This window comes from Bifidobacterium reuteri DSM 23975 (genome assembly GCF_000741695.1).
GTDB classification, from domain to species: Bacteria; Actinomycetota; Actinomycetes; order Actinomycetales; family Bifidobacteriaceae; genus Bifidobacterium; species Bifidobacterium reuteri.
In genome coordinates this window covers 67612-89831 of record NZ_JGZK01000010.1, presented here as the reverse complement: position 1 = coordinate 89831, position 22220 = coordinate 67612, and the positions used below count along the sequence as shown (strand labels likewise).

The 22220-nt window shown below is 56.9% G+C and carries 17 protein-coding genes; 7 read left to right on the top strand and 10 right to left on the bottom strand.

Annotation, left to right across the window (positions count from 1 at the left end):
• Window positions 1-18 precede the first annotated feature (18 nt).
• From BREU_RS08660 to BREU_RS08645, 4 genes are all read left to right on the top strand, one after another.
• Window positions 19-2301 carry a DUF6049 family protein gene (locus BREU_RS08660; RefSeq protein WP_044089271.1) on the top strand — a complete coding sequence of 761 codons (2283 nt, stop codon included), beginning with the start codon at window positions 19-21 and terminating at the stop codon, window positions 2299-2301.
• The gene (locus tag BREU_RS12425) at window positions 2298-6410 is read left to right on the top strand and encodes a murein biosynthesis integral membrane protein MurJ (protein ID WP_044089269.1); all 4113 of its coding nucleotides are present in this window, start codon (window positions 2298-2300) and stop codon (window positions 6408-6410) included. The genes BREU_RS08660 and BREU_RS12425 overlap by 4 nt, the downstream gene beginning before the upstream one ends.
• Window positions 6411-6647: 237 nt before the next feature.
• Window positions 6648-7004, top strand: coding sequence for an endonuclease domain-containing protein (locus tag BREU_RS08650; RefSeq protein WP_044089268.1), 357 nt, complete (start codon window positions 6648-6650; stop codon window positions 7002-7004).
• 309 nt (window positions 7005-7313) lie between these two features.
• A complete protein-coding gene (locus BREU_RS08645) occupies window positions 7314-8339 on the top strand; it encodes an NAD(P)/FAD-dependent oxidoreductase (RefSeq protein ID WP_044089267.1) in 1026 nt (341 codons plus the stop codon).
• 136 nt (window positions 8340-8475) lie between these two features.
• Here the strand turns inward: BREU_RS08645 and BREU_RS08640 are convergent, their stop codons facing one another.
• On the bottom strand, window positions 8476-9708 hold the full coding sequence (locus BREU_RS08640) for an ATP-binding protein (RefSeq protein WP_044089266.1): 1233 nt from the start codon (window positions 9706-9708) through the stop codon (window positions 8476-8478).
• A gap of 856 nt (window positions 9709-10564) precedes the next feature.
• Window positions 10565-11374, bottom strand: a complete 810-nt coding sequence (locus BREU_RS08635) for a L,D-transpeptidase (RefSeq protein WP_238567042.1) — start codon at window positions 11372-11374, stop codon at window positions 10565-10567.
• A 207-nt stretch (window positions 11375-11581) separates the two neighbouring features.
• On the opposite strand from BREU_RS08635, the gene BREU_RS11960 reads away from it, so the two are divergent.
• Window positions 11582-11803: a hypothetical protein gene (locus tag BREU_RS11960; RefSeq protein WP_152598591.1), complete on the top strand. Its 222-nt coding sequence runs from the start codon at window positions 11582-11584 to the stop codon at window positions 11801-11803.
• A 142-nt stretch (window positions 11804-11945) separates the two neighbouring features.
• Here BREU_RS11960 and BREU_RS08630 read toward each other — a convergent pair whose 3' ends face one another.
• The 8 genes from BREU_RS08630 to rpmH form a co-directional block, all read right to left on the bottom strand.
• Window positions 11946-13316, bottom strand: coding sequence for a ParB/RepB/Spo0J family partition protein (locus tag BREU_RS08630; RefSeq protein WP_044089265.1), 1371 nt, complete (start codon window positions 13314-13316; stop codon window positions 11946-11948).
• Entirely contained in the window at window positions 13316-14284 is a 969-nt protein-coding gene (locus BREU_RS08625; RefSeq protein ID WP_044089264.1) for a ParA family protein, read from the bottom strand. The genes BREU_RS08630 and BREU_RS08625 overlap by 1 nt, the downstream gene beginning before the upstream one ends.
• 488 nt (window positions 14285-14772) lie before the next feature.
• Window positions 14773-15438 (bottom strand): 16S rRNA (guanine(527)-N(7))-methyltransferase RsmG, encoded by a 666-nt coding sequence (gene rsmG / locus BREU_RS11665; RefSeq protein ID WP_081886646.1) that lies wholly within the window; start codon window positions 15436-15438, stop codon window positions 14773-14775.
• A gap of 99 nt (window positions 15439-15537) precedes the next feature.
• Window positions 15538-16086: a Jag family protein gene (locus BREU_RS08615; RefSeq protein ID WP_044089262.1), complete on the bottom strand. Its 549-nt coding sequence runs from the start codon at window positions 16084-16086 to the stop codon at window positions 15538-15540.
• A gap of 124 nt (window positions 16087-16210) precedes the next feature.
• A complete protein-coding gene (yidC, locus tag BREU_RS08610) occupies window positions 16211-17224 on the bottom strand; it encodes a membrane protein insertase YidC (RefSeq protein WP_044089261.1) in 1014 nt (337 codons plus the stop codon).
• The gene (gene yidD / locus BREU_RS11660) at window positions 17221-17538 is read right to left on the bottom strand and encodes a membrane protein insertion efficiency factor YidD (RefSeq protein ID WP_081886645.1); all 318 of its coding nucleotides are present in this window, start codon (window positions 17536-17538) and stop codon (window positions 17221-17223) included. The genes yidC and yidD overlap by 4 nt, the downstream gene beginning before the upstream one ends.
• A gap of 1 nt (window position 17539) precedes the next feature.
• Window positions 17540-17887 (bottom strand): ribonuclease P protein component, encoded by a 348-nt coding sequence (gene rnpA / locus BREU_RS11655; RefSeq protein ID WP_081886644.1) that lies wholly within the window; start codon window positions 17885-17887, stop codon window positions 17540-17542.
• 34 nt (window positions 17888-17921) lie between these two features.
• Window positions 17922-18056: a 50S ribosomal protein L34 gene (gene rpmH / locus BREU_RS08600; RefSeq protein ID WP_007054596.1), complete on the bottom strand. Its 135-nt coding sequence runs from the start codon at window positions 18054-18056 to the stop codon at window positions 17922-17924.
• A 318-nt stretch (window positions 18057-18374) separates the two neighbouring features.
• On the opposite strand from rpmH, the gene dnaA reads away from it, so the two are divergent.
• Both dnaA and dnaN read left to right on the top strand, forming a co-directional pair.
• A complete protein-coding gene (dnaA, locus tag BREU_RS08595; RefSeq protein WP_044089258.1) occupies window positions 18375-19895 on the top strand; it encodes a chromosomal replication initiator protein DnaA in 1521 nt (506 codons plus the stop codon).
• A gap of 934 nt (window positions 19896-20829) precedes the next feature.
• On the top strand, window positions 20830-21954 hold the full coding sequence (gene dnaN / locus BREU_RS08590) for a DNA polymerase III subunit beta (protein ID WP_044089257.1): 1125 nt from the start codon (window positions 20830-20832) through the stop codon (window positions 21952-21954).
• Window positions 21955-22220: the final 266 nt, after the last annotated feature.

Here is a 22220-nt window from a genome sequence, read left to right as displayed (position 1 = left end):
CTCATAGCAGTCGGAGCGATGCTGTTTACACCGGTCGCATGGGCCGATGACGCCACCGGTGACGCTTCCGCGTCGCAATCGGACCAATCCTCGGCTCAGCAGCATGCCGAAACACTGACCATCGCGCAAAGCACACCGGTGGTCAGCGCATCCTCCGGATTCCACATGCAAGTGGTGGTCGCGAATCATAGCGACAGCGATGCTCCCGCCGGCAGCCTGACAGCGACCATCAATGCCCTGTTCACGTTCGCCTCACGATCGGATATGCAGTCGTGGGCGGAAAACGGCACCCACATCCCCACGCCCAACCTGCTCGATTCAGTCGATGTCCCATCCATCAAGGCTGGCGGCAGCAGCACCGTGTCGTTCAATATTCCAGCGGACAACCAGACACTGTCCTTGCTGCGCAGCTGGGGACCGAAACCGCTGCAGCTCGTCTATGTCGCCGGCGACGCCCAGGCCGAGCTCCACAGTTTCCTGACCCGCTCCACGGACGGCTTGAACACCGCACAGACCCCGGCGATGAACCTCACTGTGGCGATGCCGCTGACCTCGGGCGATTGGCAGACCAACGATCAAGCCATCACCAATATCATCGAAGAAACCGATGCTCCTGCGTCCGCGAACGGCAGCGAAAAAGATACCGACGACGACGCGAACAATACCGGCACCGGCAGCAGCGACACGGATGCGGGCTCATCATCCGGTAACAGCAACGGTTCCTCGAGCGGTTCCTCCACAAGCGGTTCCGCGGAAGATTCAGGTTCCTCTGACAGTTTCAATGGCGGAACCGGCACGGCGACAACCGCAGGCAGCACGCCATTGGCGATCAATGCGCAGAGCCTTGCGGCGACTCGCACGCTTGAGCAGACGGCCGCCAAGCATCCCGCGCTGCAGCTCGTAGCCGACCCGGTATACGTGCAACAGTCCGGCAGCACCGGCACCGTGGCGGGCGTCATGCAGCCCGCCGACTTCGATATCACGTCCTATGCCGCGATCAACGATCCCGCCTCATACGGCAACGCCGGCATAGCGGATAATCAGTGGTCGGCGAAAACCGCGCAGACGCAGTATGCAGTGGCCGCCAAAACCGCAGCCGCGCCCACTGCATATGCCTGGCAGGGCGCTGCGAATTGGAGCATGGACGCGCTGACCAAGGCGCGTGCGCAGGGCTATACCACAGTCATCGCCAACGCTTCGTTCGACAACGAACAGACCGATACCGTGCACACCGGCACGTATGTGGTGAACACGTCGGCCGGGGATGTGACCGTGCTCAAAGCCCAATCCGAACTGAGCACGCTGGCCCAGGGCCGTGCCACCAGCGAGGCGGCCGCCGCAGAAACCAGCGACGCCGGCCGCCTCGCCCGTCTGATGGCGCAGAGCGCGTTCTATCAGATGGAACAGCCGTACACCTCGCGCCACCTGCTCATGACCTTCAACAGGGACAGCACGTCGGGCTGGGTGAATCAGGTGATGAGCGCGCTCGAAGGCGCATCCTGGCTCAGTCTCACCGGCCTTGACGCCATGGCCGCAGCGGACCCGTATGACGTGAGCGATTCGGTGAACCAGGGCGATGGCACACCGGACATGTCCGCCACGCGCACGATACTCGACCAGCTGATCACCAGCCGGCAGCACATACTGCGACTGGGCGACTCCATCCTGGAAGACAGCGTGAACGCCACAGACCTCTCGTCGTTGGATCCGCAGGCGCTTGCCCGACGTGACGCCAACAGCACGGCGAATCACGACAACGACCCGACGCAATGGATGGCCGACCTGCTTGCGGTCCACGACGATATGGCCTTGCGCGCGCTCACCGGCGCGGAACCTTCGGACGCCCACCAGCGCATGGCCGACGCCGCGATGAACATGGCCAGCACCCTGCTCAACAGCGTGAGCATCACACCATCCGAATCAGTGTCGGTGTTCAGCGAATCCGCGAAGATGCCAATCACCGTCAGCAACGCGTTGCCATACGCGGTCAGCATCAACGTCAATTCCATCACCGATTCCATGCAGATCGTCACCTCGCGCACGACTAGCCTGGTGATTCCCGCACACAGCGAAGCACAGGTGGCGTTCACGATCCGCGTCTCCACGTCAGGTTCCACCACCGCACATGTCTCGCTGACGGACCGCAGCGGCACTGCGTTCGGCAATGTACAGAACACGCCAATCACCAGCGTGCTACGCATCAGCGATGCGAGCGGCTTCATCATCATCGGCTTCGCGGTGCTGCTCGGCGTCGTGGGTTTATGGCGCCAGTTCAACCGTAAGAAGGATCCCGACGAATGAGTTCTACCGTAGGCCGTAATTCCCTGATCATGGCATCCGGTACCGCGGCCTCCCGTGTGACCGGTCAGATTCGTACAATCCTGCTGGCCGCAGCAATGGGCACCACCGGTCTGGCCGCGAACGCATATCAGGCCGGTTCGATGATTCCGCAGGCTATTTTCACGCTGGTAACCGGCGGCATCTTCAATGCGGTGCTAGTTCCGCAGATCGTGCGCACGCTCAAGGAGAAGGACGCCGAGGCTCGCCTGAATCGTCTGATCACACTGGCCATCGTGATCCTGCTGTCGGTCACGGTGCTGATGGGCGCCGCATCGCCGCTGCTGACCCGACTGTATGTGGGCGGCGACAATGATCAGATGATCGCGCTGACCACCGCCTTCACGCTCTGGTGCATGCCGCAGATCTTCTTCTACGGCCTCTATACCGTGCTGGGGCAGATTCTCGCCGCCAAGGACCATTTCACCGCCTATGCGTGGAGTTCCACCGGAGCGAACGTCATCAGCTGCGCCGGTTTCACCGCGTTCATCCTGCTGTTCGGCAAGGCCAACGAACAGCCGCTGGATTTCTGGGACCCGGGCAAGATAGCGCTGACGGCCGGCACCTGGACGTTGGGCGTGGCCTTCCAGGCGTTGGTCCTGTTTCTACCGTTAGTGAAACTGGGGTTCAGATACCGACCTCAGTTCGGACTGTCCGGATTCGGTCTGAAGGCTATGGGACCGGTGGCCTTGGGCTCGCTGGGCGTGGTGGTCATCACCGAAATCGCCACGATCATCCAGACGCGAATCGCCACGCTGGCGCCATTGCGGGCGCAGGAGCTCACCGGTGCCAGTCTGTTCGACATCGCAGGCAACGCCACCTATCAGAACGCGTATACGCTGTTCATCCTGCCGTATTCGCTCATCGCCGTGTCCGTTTCCACAGCGATGTTCCCGAAGATCTCGCGTTCCATCGCCGACCATGATCTGAGTGAGGCCCGCAATGATCTGAGCAGCGCGCTGAACAATGTGGGGCTGGTGATCATGTTCTTCGCCGCGGCGATGATCGTGTTCCCCGAGCCGATCATCCGAGCGCTGCTGCCGTCCGTTTCGATGAATGAGACGATGCTGATTTCCTATGCGCTGATTCCGCTGAGCTTCGGCATCCCGCTGGTCTCCGGCTTCCTGCTGATCCAGCGCACGTTCTATGCGTTCGAGGACGGTCTGCACCCCTTCCTGTGCAATCTCATCGACTACGCATTCGTCATCGCGCTGATGGTGGGCGGCATGATGGTGCTGCCGCCGCAGTGGTGGGTGGTGGGCATCGCCTGCGCCGCGCCAATAGGTTCTATTGTGGCGTTGCCGCCAACGTTAATGATGCTGAGGCGCAAGTTCGACGGCCATCTTGGATTGAAGACGGTGGCCGTAGCCTATGGCAAGGCGATTGCGGCGGCTGTAGTGGCCGGCGTGGTGGTGTGGCTGCTCAAGTCACCGGTGGTGGCGTTGTTCAGGGCCGACATCCAGCCGGCGAAGCATATGGATGGCAGATTCGGCAGACGCGGCGCTGCGATGGCCGGTGCTGATGCAACCGGCGCGCAACCTGCAGGGCACCTCGCCGGACAAGCCGGTGGCGGCCACATGAGCTGGCTTTCCGCAATGGGCATCTGCATAGTGCTCACCATCGTGTTGGCGGTCGTATATGTGGCGGTTCTGTGGCTGTTGCGCACGGCTGAGCTGAGTGCGATCGCCGGGCCGGTGCTCGCCAAAGCCGCCCGCGTAGTCCCCTTCATACCATCCCCTGCGACTGCGGCAGGCGATACCGCCGTGAAAGGCGCAGCCGCGGAAGATGCCACCGCAGCAACCGGCGGTTCCGGCACCGACCCTGATACTGATCCGGGCGAGCGGCCGGACAGCGGTTCCGACGGCACCCCGAGCGGGAATCCGGACGGTCCCGCAGAGCCTGTTTCACCCAGCGAACCATCCGCTGAAATCACCCCTGAGGAGGACGCCGTCAAGGCCATCCCCACGGATAGAATGTCAAAGACAATTCCAAGCCACAACCGTACGGAGTCAGACAGGCATATGAAACCGCAACTGGGCGATACCATTCTCAATCGTTATACGTTGGTGTCATTGTTGCGCGAAGCACCGGGCATTGAAGCATGGAAGGCCAACGACCGTATTCTGGCCAAGGACTGCCAGCTATATCTGGTCTCCAATCGTGACCATCTCACGATGATCAACGAGATTGCAGGCACCATCACCGCCACGCACCCCAAGAATTTCGTATCTGTGCTCAAATACCGCCGTCAGGGGGATGTGCTGCTGGTCATCACGCCTGTGGACGACGGCCGGTCGCTGAGCGATTATCTGGCCACCAAGGCGTCTTCGCCACTGAGCTATCATGCGATGCGTTCCATCATCGGCGAGCTGTCCGAGGTGCTTCGCCCGATGCTCTTCGGCGTGACCAGCAATATCGTGGTCAACACCGACACCGTCCGCATCACCGGCAATGGCGTGGAAATCACCGACGCTCCGTTCGCTCCGCTGCTGGCCGACACGTCGGGGACCACGCTTGAGCATGACGGTGCCGAGCGTCATGCCGTCCGTCAGCTGGCGGCATTGCTGTATTCGATGCTGACCGGTCAGCGCAGCCGCAAGCAGCCTGAATTCCATCTTTCCGCGTTGCCTGCGGACACCCCGGGCGAATTCCAAGTGATCTGCAAGCGCGGGCTGGAATTGTTCGACGAGGATGCCTTGGCGTTGCCGATGGCTTCACTGGCCGAACTCGATGCGTTGCTGGGCGAGTGGAAGCCGGTGAAGGACCTCGCCGAATCGGATATCGATCTGCCGATCACTGCCGGCGAATGCTCCATAGTGCGTACCCAGTTCCGCGATCTCGAAGGCAAACCGAACCTTGCCGAGATTCCCGATTCGCTGATCACCAGCAAGCAGCTGCCCGAGATGGCCATCTCGCAGGCAGGACCGATGATTTCCGCCGCGGGCACCGATGGCATGGATGCCCAAGGACGTCGTCTCTTCGACTTCAAGTTCTCCGATGCCTGGAACGCGGAAAACCTTTCCGGCGATGACACAGCCGACTGGTTCAACGATTTCAATACGCCGGCCAACGGCACGTTTGCCGGTAATTCGCATCCGACCGTGCCAATCGATGCCACTGGAGAGACCACCAGCCGTATCCCGATCTACGATGGCGGCGGACGTGAGATCCAGCCCGGCGAAGAATCGCTGCGCGCGCTGGAAGAGGAGCAGGCCCGTATCGCCGAGGTGGCTGCCATTCCGCCGAGTTATGACCCCAAGAACCCGCCTGTCAAGTCCAGCGCGGAGGATGACAAGCTGCCGGACGAGAACCTGTTCGGCAGCCTCACGACGAAGGTTGTGGCGCTGGTCGTGGCGCTGGTCGTGGTGGTCGCAGCCGGCTTCTGGGCATGGAGCGCTTTCCAGGCCAGTGGCAACGATCCCGCCGATGCCACTGATACGAAATCGTCTTCCAAGGACGCTTGGCCGGATGTGAACATGAACGAAGTGCCGTTCGGCAATTCCACCCCGGGATCGTCGTCGGACTCCTCATCGGCTGGTTCCTCCGATTCGGCCAGCAACGGCAATTCCGACTCCGCCACCGGCTCTTCATCGTCGGATTCCTCATCGAATTCGTCCGATTCATCGTCCGTGTCCTCCGGGAACCAGTCTTCTGAGCAGAAGTCCACGGAGAAGAAGTCCACTGTGAAGAAGGTCGTGGAGGATCGCTCGGTCAGCTCCGTGCCAAAGCCGCACGTGAACAACACCACCGCGTACGCCATCGCCAACGCGAACTTCGTATCCAACCCCGGCGGCCAGTCCGGTTACGGCTACACGTTGCACCTCGACCAGCCGCACGATGTGTCCCGTATGATCATCACGATCCGCAGTTCGGGTGGCAAGGGCTACATCCGCGCCAACACCACCGGCAACCCGGCTGACGGTACCGAGATGGCCTCGTTCACGTTCGCCGAGGGTGGCACCACCGAAGTGAAGTTCACCAAGTCCATCACCACACAGGATCTGATGCTGTGGGTCCCGATGGACAGCCTCCCCCAGAACCAGCTCTACATCGTCAAGATCGAAGTCTTCTAACCCAAAGTAAAAGCCCGCAGCCTTCTGATGGGAAGTGTGCACAAGTTCGCGACTCCCTCTGAAGGGACGTACAGGCTCTCTGAGTGGAAGAGTTTGCGGCTCCCTCTGATGAGGGAGCTCCCGGCGTAGCCGGGTGAGGGAGAGAAGCCCGCAGGCACGAGCCTGCGGCATACAACACAGCATCGGCCGAAGGCCGATTCCATTCCCATTCCCACAAATCCAGCGTATCCTCGATACATGAAGGATTATGATCGGGCCAATACCGCAAGGGCGCGGATGCTCAGACGCAACATGACTCCATGGGAGCGCAAACTCTGGCACGAATATCTGAAAACGTATCCAATACGTTGGCAAAGACAGAAACCTATTGGACGGTTCATCGTCGACTTCTACTGCGCCAAAGCACGGCTTGTGGTCGAACTTGACGGCGGTGGCCATTACGAACAGCAGCAACAGATCGAGGATCTGCAACGTACACAGGAACTGGAACATGAAGGCCTGATGGTCATCAGATTCTCGAACCTTGAAGTGGATCGCTTGTTCCTTGAAGTATGCACACGGATAGATCAGGTGGTACGCCAACGAATTGCATAAGAGCGGTCTTGCAATGCTTGGTTGGGCGGTGGCATCGGCCTTCGGCCGATACTGTGCTTATGTCGCAGGCTTGCGCCTGCGGGCTTCTCTCCCTCACCCGGCTGCCGCCGGGAGCTCCCTCATCAGAGGGAGCCATAAACTCTTACGCTCAGAGAGGATGTGCGTCCCATCAGAGGGAGGCATGGGCTCCCTCCATGTTCTGCTACAGCTTGCAGCTGAATGGCGCAAATGGGCGCTAGCCACCCCTATGATGGAGATTCTGGAGTAACGAATACGAATCGAGCATTCATACGGAACAAGGGGTGGCACATGCAGCACAAGGTCGTTATCGTCGGATCGGGTCCGGCCGGATATACCGCGGCCATCTATCTGGGACGCGCCGGTCTGGATCCGGTGATGGTCACCGGCGCGCTGACTCCCGGCGGACAGTTGGTGAACACCACGGAAGTCGAGAATTTCCCCGGCTTCCCGAAAGGCATCATGGGGCCCGAGCTGATGGACAACATGCGCGCTCAGGCCAAGCGCTTCGGCACCGAGTTCATCGCCGACGATGTCGTCGCCATCGAAGCCGTCGAGCCAGCTACCGATGGCCAGGACTCCGCACGCCCCAGCTATCGCCTCAACCTGTCCGACGGCGATGTACTGCAGACCGAAGCCGTGATCATCGCCACCGGATCCAATTTCCGTAAGCTCGGCGTTCCGGGCGAGCAGGAGCTGAGCGGTCACGGCGTATCCTATTGCGCCACCTGCGATGGTTTCTTCTTCCGTGACAAGCCTATTGTCGTGGTCGGCGGCGGTGACTCCGCATTCGAAGAGGCGCTGTTCCTGACGCGCTTCGGCTCATCGGTCACCCTGATTCATCGTCGTGACGAGTTCCGCGCCTCGCAAATCATGGTCGACCGCGCCAAGCAGAACCCGAAGCTGCGCCTGCTGACCAATACCGTAGTGACCGAAGTTCATGGCACCGAGACTGCGCCAGCTACGGCTCCTGCAGCACCGGCGCTGAACCTTGGCGGTTTGTCGCTTACCCCCAAGCCGCAGGTCAATGTCAGTAGCGTATCGCTGAAGAACACCGTCACCGGTGAGGAAAGCGAACTGGAGACTGCTGCGGTGTTCGTCGCCATCGGACATACGCCGGCCACCGATTTCGCCGCCGATGTGGTGACTCGTGACTCCGATGGATACATTACGGTCGACGGTGCCAGCACCCGCACCACTGCCGCGGGAATCTTCGCCGCCGGTGACTGCGTGGATCGTGTCTATCGTCAGGCCATCAGTGCCGCCGGCATGGGATGCCGCGCCGCGCTCGATGCGCAGGCCTACCTGAACGATTAGCGACTAGCAGATGCGCAGTGCTCCCGGACGTACAGCCGTCCGGGAGCTGAAGTTCCGAATGTCTCTTGTCCACTATGTTTGAAAGGCCGCAACCACTGACCTAGTATTCGAACGTCGACGTATCAGATCAGTGGAATCATTCAAATTCGATATCCCCATCATTGGCCAAGAACTCCATGAGGTTGTGATGGCGTACACCATCACGTTGCAAGGGAAGCTGGTCAAGAGTGAACAAATACTGCGGGAAACCATCACGTATGAACGTAAACGGTCGATACTCACGCTCTTCGACCGATGGGTCAAGAACACTCATTGAAACTTGAATATATGCATATCGTCCACGTTTGCGAACGATGAAATCACACTCCAGCTTACCGATGCGCCCAACGCTAACCTCATACCCCTTAGCACGCAGATGCAAATACAATGCATTCTCCAAAGCCGGCCCATAGCTCAGTCTTACATCGATGTTGCGTGCAAAATATACGCCTGGATCAGCAATATAGTACTTCTCACCACCGCGTAATGATCTGCGTGATTTCAGATCAAAGCGAGGACATTTGTATATGACCTTTGCGTTTTCGAGCATACGCACATACTTGGCAAGAGTTTCTCGTTTTATAATCACGTGCTCGCTGTGCTGCAGATACTGAGCAATGCGGGTCAGATTTGTGGGAGACGCATAGTTGTTGATTAGATACGTTTGCACACGGTTGAATGAATCCCGATTCGAGATGCGGCTACGGGCAGTGATGTCTTTGTCAAAAATCTGCTGAATCACATCCTGAACATACATGGCCTTTGCATCAGGATCGCTGTATTCCAGCGCCTTTGGAAACCCGCCATAGGTGAGGTAATCGTTAAATGACAGCATGTCAGCATTACTTGAAATCCCAATGAAGCTTTTCATACCAAGATATTCGCCATACGAGAGGGTATACATCTCCAGCTCTACGTATCGCCCGGTAAGTTTGGTTGCCAATTCGCCAGACAACAGATAAGAATTCGACCCGGTTATAAAGATAGAAAACCGACCGTCCTCACGATAAGCGTTGACTACGTTCTCGAAACCACTGACGTTCTGTACTTCGTCAATGAAAAGGTAGACGAATCCTTCATCAGGAATCCGCGATTCGATGGCCGCATCAAGCTGATCCGCGGTGGTTACTTTGCGGAGTTCCCTACTATCCAGATTCAACATAATGATATTCCGCCCGTCGACACCGCGATTCCTAAGCTCATCTGCGACGCATGCCATCAACGATGATTTGCCGCATCTGCGAATGCCTGTGATCACCTTTATTAACCCAGCATCATCATAGAAAGGACGGAGTCGCTCCAAGTATCGTTCGCGCGGGTATAACGCCATGGCATATTCCTCTTCTGCATGTACAGTCTTGGTTAAACGTGTTTTCCGGGGGTATAAATCGCATTTTTTTCAATAATACCCCCCGGAAACACCACAGGAAAGCACAATAACGACTTCTACGATGAGTTTCAGTCGCAATACGCTGATAGATGCTACGCCGTAATTATGCCATCAGCATTCTTACGCAAAACATCGAACCGTATTAGGGGTTGCGAAAGGTCGATATACGTCCGAACAAGCGAAATCGGCACAATGATTACAGGGCTACTATGGATGTATGAAAATCATACTGAGAGTGATAGTCAGTCTTGTCTTGCTCATTGGTGCGGTATATGGGTTCTTTGTCCATTCGTTTTGGATAATGCTGATGTTCAGCCTCGCGGCGGTGTTTAATCTGCTGATTCCGGCTTTAATGAGCAAGCAGTATAAAGAGTTCAGAGAGAATCTGAAGTATGGCTCCTCCAGTGGAAGCTCCTCTAGTGGAAGCTCCTCTAGTGGAAGCTCCTCCAGTGGAAGCGGCCCCCTTGGTAGAAGCGGCCCCCTTGGTGGAAGCGGCCCTCTCCGTAGAAGCGGCCCACATGTGATTGTGTCGACCAATGGACGGATCCGATATTCATATAGCACAAAGGGACTGAGCAAATGCCCGTACTGCAATCAGCCGATTGAATACGGCGAAGGCGTGCTATGCGATGAGTGCAATAGTCTTTTTCATGAAAGCTGCATTCGAGGCTACGCTTACAATGATCCCGACAAACCGCTGTGCCCGTATTGCTATTCAAGGATCCTTAACAGTTACTGAACGCCATATGGCCACATATAGGCATCGCAATCAGGCGTCAGCCGATGCGACCGCCTCTCAGCCGATGTCGATGGGGGTACCGGTCGGGATTTGCTGGCGGAACCACGCCGCATCGGCTACAGTGAGGCGCACGCATCCGTGGGACGCAGGCTGTCCGAGCTTTTCGGCTTCGGAAACGATCCAGTTGCCGTTGGCGTCCGTCGGCACGCTGTGGAACAGGTAAGTGCCGCCGATGAATCCGACCCAGTCGCGCGCACCCATTTGCTCATTCGGATTGTAGAATGAATCACCCCGCAGACCATTGATGTAGTACCGGCCGTGCGGCGTGGCATCATCCACACCGGTGCTGGCCTTCATCACATAGATGTCTTGACCGTTGCTCATCACGTGCACTTGCTGTTCGGCAAGGCTGACGCGGACGCTGAGATTCTGATAATCGGCAAGATTCGGTTGAGAGCCGGTCGGATTCATCCAAGCGGCGTTGTTGGCTGCCTGTTCAGCCTGCAACTTAGCCTGCAACTTAGCCTGCTCGGCCTGTTGCCTCGCCTGTTCCTCTTGAAGTTTTGCCGCTTCGGCTTGCTTCTTGGCTTCCTCGGCGGCCTTCGCCTGCGCCTCACGTTCCGCGATAATCTTGGCATTGGGAACCGGCGCGTTCGTCTTGGCTACGGACGCAGGAAGCGGGACGGCCTTCGCCGGCTTATCCACAACCATGGGAATGGAGGCATCCTCCGCCTCGGCCGTGACGTTGTTCATATTCATTGTTCCGGCCCCAATGGCCAGTACCAGCATCAGGCCTACCACGCCGACTGAGGTGTTCTTGACCAGTGCCGCGCTGTTGTCACGATTCTTGATGTGTCGCCCCGACATCTCTCTCCTAAACCCCATCATCATCCGCCTTCATCGGGCCACCACCGCACCCGCTTCTCTCTATGCTATGCATAGGATACCTCGCCGCAATAACAAGCAGTCTCGAACCTCCAAATGATCGCCGCTCACAGATCAGTGTCAGTCGGCACTCCAATCACAGCAAACGACCATGCCGGTACCAGCAAGCATCCATTCGCAGGAATAGTAATGAACGAGGTTTCCGGTGCGGAGGGCGCATCTTCCCCCGGCTTCCCTGCATCCGATCGCTCTGCGCACAGCAAAGTCATCGAAGCCTTTACCGGCAACCCAGCAGTGGAATCCATTCGACACCCGTCACCATTGGGCTCAAAAATACTTCAGGTTTTGTCTTGGTGGGAACTAGTGGGAACTAGTGGGAAAAAAATCGTTGTACAAAATATTGGTATATGAATCTATAGTAAATTGAATGCGAGATAAGGGGCTGCCTCGCAACGTGAACGAGCCAGCCCCTTGTGCGATTGGTAGAATCGGGCTCAATCGGCGCTCTGCCGACTATTTCAAATTAACGCTCTGCACTGTGCGACACGCAATATCACACCCACTTGGAACCGTCAGCTTTGGACTGCTCGGGCACCAGGAGATTGAGGATGCGATCCATATCCTCCGGCGAGGAGAATACGATTTCGATGCGTCCATGCTGCTGCGTGCCCTTGATGGATACCTTCGTGTCAAAATGGTTCTCCAGACTCTGCTGGACAGCCGATCCCAGCCACGGATTAGTCTTCGACTTCTTCGGTTTCTTCGGCTGCTCCCCCGAGGCGATCTTCATCGCGACGATCTCCTCAGTGCTGCGCACCGACAATCCTTCGGCGATGATGCGCGACGCCAGCTTGTCCATTTCCTCGGGATCGGTCAATCCCAGCAACGCACGAGCATGCCCGGAAGACAACACGCCGGCCGCGACCTTCTTCTGCACGGCAGCAGGCAGGTTAAGCAGTCGGAGCATATTGGCGATCTGCGGACGGGACTTCGACACCGACTTCGAAAGCTGTGCCTGAGTCAGACCGAACTCGTCAATCATCTGCTGGTATGCGGCGGCTTCTTCGAGAGGATTCAACGCCACGCGATGCAGGTTCTCCAGCAGCGCATCGCGGAGCATATCGTCATCCGCAGTGGTCTTGACGATTGCTGGAATGGTCTCCAGACCAGCAAGCTGGGAGGCGCGCCAACGACGCTCGCCCATGATCAGCTCATAGGGGCTGTCCAAATGGCCAGCGAACGGATTGGCAGCGGCGTCACCGTCTTGCGATTCATGCTGCTGCTTCGCCTCGGCAATCTGAGAGGCCGGACGCTTGCGCACCACAATCGGTTGCAAGACGCCGACTTCCTTGATGGAAGCGGCCAGCTCGTTCAGATCATCCTCATCAAAGATGGTGCGAGGCTGGTGGGCATTCGGACCGATCTCACTGAGCTTGAGCTCCGCGAGATAGCCGCCCTCCACAGGCTTCAGCTCCGGCTTCTTCTCATCTCCACTCTTGCCCTTTTCCGTATCAGCATTGTTCTTGGCGGAACCCGCTGCTGCTGCAGCAGATGTTTCACGTGAAACATGCTCGTTCCTGGTGTTGGACAGCGAGGTTGATTCAACCCCGCTCAGCTGCGGCTGCGGCGTATCAGCACCAAAGAACAAGTCGCTCGGGTGGGCGATATCATCCAACGCTGGCATGGCGGCACGTTTCGCCATGTTCTTTTTCACATTGGTTGACGGCTTGCCCTTTATTGCAGCCGGGGTGGCAGCAGATGCTAGCACCTTGGAAGCCGACTTGGTTTCGGCGACCTTCTTGGCGGCTTCTTCCGGATTCACCTTCTTCTCGGTATCCTTCTTGGTGTGCTCGGCAGAGTCCTCCCCCGGGAGATCAGGAAATAGAGCGCCGAGACCTTTGCCCAGTCGTGATTTCGATGCCATTACTTCCTCCTCGCATCAATCGCGTCAAGTACATGCTGGGAGCGTCCAGCGATTTCCAATGCCGCTTCGCTATAGGCGATGGCCCCAAGACCACGGGGGTCATAGGCAATCACGGATTGTGAGAAACTTGGCGCTTCGGAAATCTTCACCGATCGCGGAATCGTAGTGTCCAGCACGATATTGGGATAGTGGCCCTTGACTTCGTTGAACACTTCCCTACTCAGCAACGTGCGTCGATCGAACATGGTGACCAGCATCGTGGATACCAGCAGTACGGGATTGAAATGATCCTGAACCAATCCGATGGTATTGATCAACTGTCCGAGACCTTCAAGTGCATAGTATTCCGCTTGGATAGGAATCAGCATTTCTGTGACCGCGCACATCGCATTGATCACCAGCAGGCCCAGACTCGGCGGGCAGTCGATGAACACGTAATCATAGTGCTTATCCGACTGGCGCAGATACAGGTCAAGTGCTTCCTTCAGCAAAGTATTGCGGTTCGGCAAATCGGCGACTTCCAATTCAGCACCGCTCAAATCGATTGATGCAGGGACCACATCCAGATTGGGGAAATCAGGGCAGACGCTCAACACATCTTGAATCGGCTTGCGTCCTTCAAGAACATCGTAAGTCGAGGGATCTCCTGAAGCATGGGGTACACCCAATGCCGTGGAAGCGTTGCCCTGAGGGTCCATATCAATGACCAATACTTGAGCGCCATATTTCGCCAGTGCAGCAGCAAGGTTGACTGTCGACGTGGTCTTGCCCACTCCCCCCTTCTGATTGGCGACTGCTATCAGACGGGTACGCTTCGGCTTGGGGAACGTGGCGTTCTGAAGGGCCTCATAACGAGAGCTTTCGTCAGCCATCTGCGTGCCGAGGCCTGAATCCTGCCCTTCAAAGATCCGATGAAGGGTTTCAGAAGCTGTTTCGATAGCTTCCTCGTGATGATCCTTCTTGGCCATCAATCCTCCTTGCAATATGTATGTTCCAAGTCTTGCCATCCGCATGGACAGGCTCCGAGTTATCCACCGTGTGCAGAACTATTGTGGATAACTGTGGATAACCACAGTTGCTACAACCTGAAAATGTCCAATGACATCACTCGAAACCCTTGATTTATCAACGTTTTTGGTATTGTCCACAACTCATGCCAAAAAATGTGGATAACTTTTTGTTCGGTGCGAAATGTGGATAAGTCGCGTAGCCACACGTTCGCAAATTATCAGTACTCAGTTGCTCCAGATTGGACTCCAATCCTTAATAAGCCTCTCCCAGTCCTCGTTCGATGAAAGCAACTAGTATGCCTCATCGTATGGTCGTTTATTAAGCCACTACCCCTCAGTCCCGCTTCGCGGGCCAGCTCATCTGACAAGGGGAGCCAACAACAAAATCAACGAACATTGGCGCTGGATAGGATAGGACATCGAATCTCTTGATGTACAGCAGAGCGTTATCGTTTATCTACAATAACCACATGTGTCGATTCAAGTCCTGGACCAACTTCCGCTTCAACGACACGAGGATTGCGACCTCCATATCGGTTGATCTGATCTTTCGCTTTATCGAGTTCAGCCTGAGCGGAACGACCCTTCAAAGCGATCAGCTGACCCGATGGTTTCAACAGGGGCAGTGTCCAACCGGATAACTTGGTCATAGGTGCCACCGCACGACATGTGACTACTGCAAAAGGATGCAGCGTGTGCTTCCGAACCTGAGCAATGACTTCATCTGAACGGCTTCGCACTATCGTGACGTTATCCAACTCCATGAGCTCCACGCATTCGCTCAACCATTCGACACGACGTTCCATAGGTTCAATCAGCGTAAAGCGATGATCAGGCAAACATGCGGCAGCAACCAAGCCGGGAAAACCACCGCCACTGCCGATATCGGCCACCGTTTTGAATCTGGCCTGTGCGGTCGATCGCATGACGTACGGAACAATGGCAGCTGAATTGAGGATATGACGCTCCCAGATAATATCGACATCACGAGGGCCGATCAAACCACGCGGCTCACCTTCACGTTCGAGCTTGTCATGAAAACGCTCGAGTCGAGGCAATGCATCGCCAAGCACTTGGTCTAGTACCGGCGAACCGTCAAGGGCATCTGCCATACGACATTCCTTCTCTCTGTTTCACGTGAAACAACAATCAGACTCTTTGGCTTGCCAAAAATCCACAGCCTAAAACAGGGTCTGATTCATAAACCATGACTATGCAAGAACTGAGTCCTGATCGTAATCATCGGTACCGTCCTCAGCATCGTCATCGGACTTACGAAGATATACAGTGACAAAACGATTCGGTTCCTCACCATGCGAACGAGATTTCAGACCCTCTTCGCGAACGACATCATGGACGACCTTACGCTCGAAGGAATTCATAGGCTTGAGGTCGACCGCCTCGCCGGATTCCTTTACTGCATCCACAGCATCAAGAGCGATATCACGAAGTTTCTGACGCTTCCGCTTGAGGAAGCCATCAACATCGACAATCAAGTGGGATCGCTCACCGGTCTTCTGCTGGACAGCGAGACGAGTCAGCTGTTGCAGTGCATCAACCACTTCCCCGTTACGTCCGATCAGGTTCTTGATATCGGTGTCGTCATCTGCAACAATCTGCACCGTCGGACGATTGTTGCGGATACCCATTTCGATATCGCCTTCATAGTCGGCGATATCAAGCAGACCTTCAAGATAATCAGCGGCGATGTCAGCCTCTTCGTTGAGCTGATCAATCGTCTTCTCGTCATCCTGTGCCATGCGATACTCCTTCTAGCAGATACTGATTTACAAGTCTAACGTGTTCAGGGTAAATACCCGTAGAGTGTCGAACGTGCTCCATGTTTCACGTGAACATGGAGCACGTTCGACACAGCATCAATAGTTACTTCCGCTTCCGCTTGCGCTGCGGCTGGGCGCGCTGATATCCCTTGGCGTCACGGCGCTCGGCAGCTTCCTTCGCCTTCTGCAGTTCCTCTTCTTCGAGGGAAGGCAAACCGGCCTTGGCGCGACGTTCATTCTCATGGCGATAATCACGCTTTTCCTTATCCTCGGCAGCCGGGGAACCCGGAGTCGGGAAATACATGACCTGCCAGAACGTACGAACCAAGTTGCACACGTTGTTCGTCAACCAATAGACCAGCACGGCGAAGGGCATGGTGACGCCGGAGAAGATGTACATCACCGGGAAGAGCCACAGCATCATCTTCTGCATGCTCTCCGCCTGCTTGTTCATCGAAGCAGTAGGCGTATTGCGCTTCATGCTGAAGTAGGTCGTGAACCACAGGCAGAAGCACATCAGCGCCACGAAGATGCCGATGACGACTTTGCCTGCGATGTCTGCGGAGTTGAAGTTGTCGGTGACGCTGACAATGCCGAACACATCGGTCTGCGTGAATTGCTGGGCGGTGGCCTGATCAAACGCGCCCAGCGACTCCTTTTTCACGCCACTGGCGATGTACGGAATGGCCGAAAGCGTATAGAACATGGACATGAACACCGGGCTCTGGATGAGCAACGGCAGGCAGGACCCGGCCGGATTGGCATCGTTGTCCTGGTAGAGCTTCATCATTTCGCGACTCATGGCTTCCTTGGAAGCCTGATCGGTCTTGCCCTTGTACTTGTTCTGGATGCGCTGCATCTTAGGAGCCAACGCCTGCATCTTGCGCATCGACTTGATCTGCTTATAGAACAGCGGGAAGATGCATGCCTGAACGACCAGCACCAGAGCGATGACCGCGAGCACCCAGGAGACACCGACCTCGTTCATGCCAAGCAGCACGAAAAAATCATGAACGATTTTGAGAATCCAGGTCTGCAGCCACTCGACAGGGGTCAGAATCTTGTAGAAGAACCCCCAGAACCCGCTATCGAGGAAGAATTGGTTTTGGTTGATCATCGTTGGGCCTCTCCTTGGGTTGTGGCCAATGGTGTCAGTCGAGGCTCCTCATGAGCCTTCGACCACGAAAATCTGTAAAAAATCGAGTAACGCTGCGGCACGTCGTCTATTCCCCCGCGACTCCACGGCCTGCAGCGAAGCAATCGCAGCACAGCGAGCACTCCCCCTTTGAAAGCCCCATACCGTTCGATTGCCTCAATGGTGTAATTCGAGCATGACGGATAATACTTGCAACAAGGCGGCGTATTCGCTGAAATGTGACGTTGGTACCAACGCACACCGCGAATCATCACCGCCTTGATGGAAGTAGACATGTCACTTCGCCTTATATGCCACGGCAGCAAAGCACTTTGCGATCTGCTGATCCAAAGAAGCGAACGAGGCAGTTGCCGCGCTTGGCTTGGCGCGCAATACGATATCGCACTGTTCCGGGAGTTGGTGCTCGTGCATCCTGGCCAGGACTCGGAACCTACGCTTCACCGTATTTCGGGTAACCGCTTTGCCGACGGATTTGGAGACGGCCAAACCCAGGCGACGATGATTCGCCTGGTCGTCATGCTGCTCATCGGGCACCAAATAGTGCACGACGATATCTCGGCCACCGACTTTGCTCCTGCGCTTTAGCACGGACACAAAATCGCGATGGCTTTTCAGCCGCTCCACCTCGACTATGCCGCTGTGGTATTGATCGATGGGATCAGGCGGACAGGGACTTGCGGCCCTTGGCGCGACGGCGGTTGATCACCGCGCGGCCGGAACGGGTGCGCATACGCAGACGGAAGCCGTGCTTCATGTGGCGACGACGGTTGTTCGGCTGGAACGTCCTCTTCATAATCAATGCTCCTAGGTCTATTTGGCAACGCTTCGCGCTGCCCTCACGTGAGTCAAGCTATACCAACCTACTCTCAACCCTGCCCACAAGTCAAAACAGCGGATGAGTTTTCACATTTCGACACAACAATTACAACACGCCGTGGGCTCGATAATGGCGTAATATCAACCATTCCGCACGGATAGTTATCCACAAATTACATCTATGTTATTCACAATCGAGCATTTCCAACACGCAACGCGGTGGATAACTTCCGCGGATAGTAGTAAACATGTCCTATTGTATCCATGTACGCACGAGCAAGAAGAAGGGGTCTGTATGGCTGGTTCATCTGCCGACCCCGCGGTCGAAGCTGCCCGCATCTGGTCGGACACGCTCACCATACTCAAACACAGCTCGTCGCTGACTCCCCGTGAAAAAGGGTGGCTCGAGGGAGTGATTCCCGAGGGCGTGTTCGGCCCGACCATTGTGTTATGCGTGGATTCCAATGACACGTTGCAGGCCATTCAGGGCAATCTCAACGAGCAGTTGCTGCAGGCGTTGCAGAACGTAACCGGGACCACCATGTTCCCGGCATTCAAAGTCGCGCCTAAGATGACGCCGAAACCCAAGCCTGCGCCCAAGCCGAAGGCTCCCCATCGCAGGGATGCCTCTCCGACGGTCAAACAGTTCGGCCAGTCACCGTATGGCGCCAAGCAGCCTGAGGTTGCATCCCAACCCGAGCCACAATTCGTTCCTGCGCCGGTGAATGAGCCCCGTTATCCGGTAGGCGGTCAGAAGATGAACCGCGACCCGGAGACGCATCTCAATAAGAACTTCACGTTCGATTCGTTCGTGCCCGGCGATTCCAACCGGTTCGCCCGTACCGTGGCATTGGCGGTGGCCGAAGGCTCCGGACAGGATTTCAACCCGTTGTGTATCTATGGCGGGTCCGGTCTGGGCAAGACCCACCTGCTCAACGCCATCGGCAACTACGCTCTGGTCAAGGATCCCAGCCTCAAGGTCCGGTACGTCACGTCCGAGGAATTCACCAACGAATTCATCGACGCGCTGCAGAACCCGAACCAGAGCCAGGGTCAGATCGCCGCATTCAACCGTCGCTACCGCGAAGTCGACGTGCTGCTCATCGACGACATCCAGTTCCTCGGCGGCAAGGAAGCGACCCTCGACCAGTTCTTCCATACATTCAACGCGTTGCATCAGGCGAATAAGCGCATCGTCATCGCCTCCGATGTGGCGCCGAAGAACCTCAAGGGATTCGAGGCACGCCTGATCTCGCGTTTCGAATCGGGCCTGACCGTAGACGTCAAGCCGCCGGATCTTGAGACCCGCATCGCGATTTTGCGCATGATCGCCTCGATCAACGGCTCGAAGATCCCCAGCGACGTGCTCGACCTCATCGCAGAACGCTTCACCGAGAACATCCGTGAGCTCGAAGGCGCGTTGACCCGTGTCACCGCGGTCGCATCGCTGAGCAACCAGCCGGTGACCCGCGCTCTGGCCGAGCAAACGCTTCAGGACTTCTTCACCACCGACGTGGAAATCAAGCCCACCGACATCATCGGCCAGGTCGCCAAGTACTTCCACCTGACTTTCGACGACCTTGTGGGACGTTCGCGCACCAAGAACGTGGCCCTCGCGCGCCAGATCGCCATGTATCTGGCCCGCGAAATGACCAGCATGAGCCTTCTCGACATCGGCGAAGTGTTCGGCGGCCGCGATCACACCACGGTGATGCACGCCTACACGCGTGTGAGCGACGAGATGCAGCAGAAGCAGGAGATCTACACCTACGTCACGGAACTCACCGTGCGTCTGAAGCAGAACAGCGACAAGTAAGGCACCCGGAACCAATCCGGGAGAATCCGTCTGAGCGACCGAAAACGGCACTTTTGGGGACTGAGGTCTCGAAAAGTGCCGTTTTTCGTCTTCAGAATCGATTCTGCGAGTTGAGTACAAGCCCCTGCAAGACGCGCTTACGGCCTGCGAAGGTTCGTTGATTAATCGACTACCCCTCAGTCCCGCTTCGCGGGCCAGCTCGTCCTGCAATTATGGACGCTCTTCGCGCGCGGTTTGCCAGCTCGCCTGTCGGCTCGCACAGCACCTACAAACAACTCTGCTGTTTGCTTTACGGTGCTGTCCTGACAAGGGGAGCCATACACGCCGGTATCGGCCCCCTCTGCGCAGCAGACTGCTGGATCGCATGGCACTGACGCGTTCCGTGCGCCGTTGGAGGCAGAAATCACGCTATCCGGGAGAATGCGTTTCAGCGAACGTTTTTGGCACTTCGCGCAACCCGGTTCCGAAAACCCTCAAAAACGGTCTCCAGAATCGATTCTGCTCGACGCCGAGGGGCCCAACACGCCGTGCGCACGCGAAAATCGCGGCGAAGTTATCCACATAGTTATTCACAAATGTGGGTAAACTCTGCGGATAACTCGTGGATTACCCCCAAAATAGCGGTGGATAAGTCGTGCACAAGTGTCACCTCGATGTGGATAACCAAAAACCGGCATTTCCGGTGTGGATAACTTGGCGATTTATCCACATACTATGCAGAAGTTATCCACATTGTGCACATAGTTATCAACCGTTGCGGCAGAAGCCCTGCGAGCACTTATCCACACTATCCACCGCGCTTATTATGGCGATTACTTACTCGGTACTTAGAAGGGCATCATCAGCACAGTAATCGGCGGGCACTGCTCCACATCGACTTAGCAGTTCACCGGCTAGAATGTTCTTCAGCGAAATCAGACGAAGGGAAACCCATATGAAAGTCGAAATCGATACCGCAGCCTTGGCCGACGCCGCAGCCTGGACGTCTCGCGTCATCGACGCTCGACCCTCGAACCCGATTCTGGCTGGCGTCCGGCTGGAAGCCGTCGACGGCACACTCCAGTTCTCGGCCTTCAACTACGAAATCTCGGCACGTCACCACATCGAAGCCGGCGTCGACGAACCCGGTTCCGTACTGGTCCTCGGCAAGCTGTTGGCGGATATCACCAAGTCGCTGCGCTCCGAGAAGACTTACATGTCCACCACCGACTCGACACTGACCATCAGCGCAGGCAAGTCGACGTTCACGCTGCAACTCATGCCCGATACCGAGTACCCTGACCTGCCCGTCGTGCCCGCAGCCCTCGGCCAGGTAGACGCACCGACCTTCGTGCAGGCCGTCAACCAGGCGTCGGTCGCGGTCTCCCGCGAGGAGAACCGCCCGGTGCTCACCGGTGTGCGCATGCAGTTCCGTGGCGACAAGGTCGTGCTGACCTCCACCGACCGTTTCCGTCTGGCCCGCGCCACCTTCACCTGGAGCCCGGTGAACCCGGATGTGGACACGACCACGCTGGTCCGCGGTTCGCTGCTCAAGGATGTGGCCCGTTCGCTGGACGAGCACCAGAACATCCGCCTTGACTTCGACGCCGACAATCCGACTCTGCTGGGCTTCGAGAACGCCGGCCGCGTGTCCACCTCCCAGCTCATCGATGGTGAATTCCCGGCAGTCGACCGCCTGTTCGCCGACGAATACCCGATTCAGGCCGTGGTGAACAAGCAGGATCTGCTCGATGCCATCACCCGCGTGGCTCTGGTAGCCGAACGCAACGCCCCGATCCGCATGGTCTTCTCCGGCCAGGAAGTGGCGCTGTCCGCCGGCTCCGCGGATGAGGCCCAGGCCAACGAAACGCTCGACATCGATATGGACGGCGACGACATCACCGTGGCGTTCAACCCCTCCTATCTCAAGGAAGGTCTGTCCGCCATCGCCGAACCGTTCGTGCGCATCAAGATGACCACCCCGGTCAAGCCGGTGGAGTTCAACGGCCAGCAGGAAGCCGATTCCGACGAATCGATGGACTACCGGTACCTGCTCGTGCCGATGCGCTTCAACAGCTGAACCCATCGGACCGCGATCCGGTAAACCCTAGTGGTCCGTCTCACTAGTAATTGAGCACTGCGTCTCTTGTCTCTCCCCCAGTCAGCTTCGCTGACAGCCCGACCTGCAATTACGGACGCGCTACGCGCGACAACCGACCGGCTCGCCTGTCGGCTCGCACGCTGCCTACAAACAGCTCCGCTGTCTGCTTCACGGCAGCGTCCCATCAGAGTAGGCCAACACCACTCAGACAATTACGAGATAAACCCTAGGAATCGACCATCATC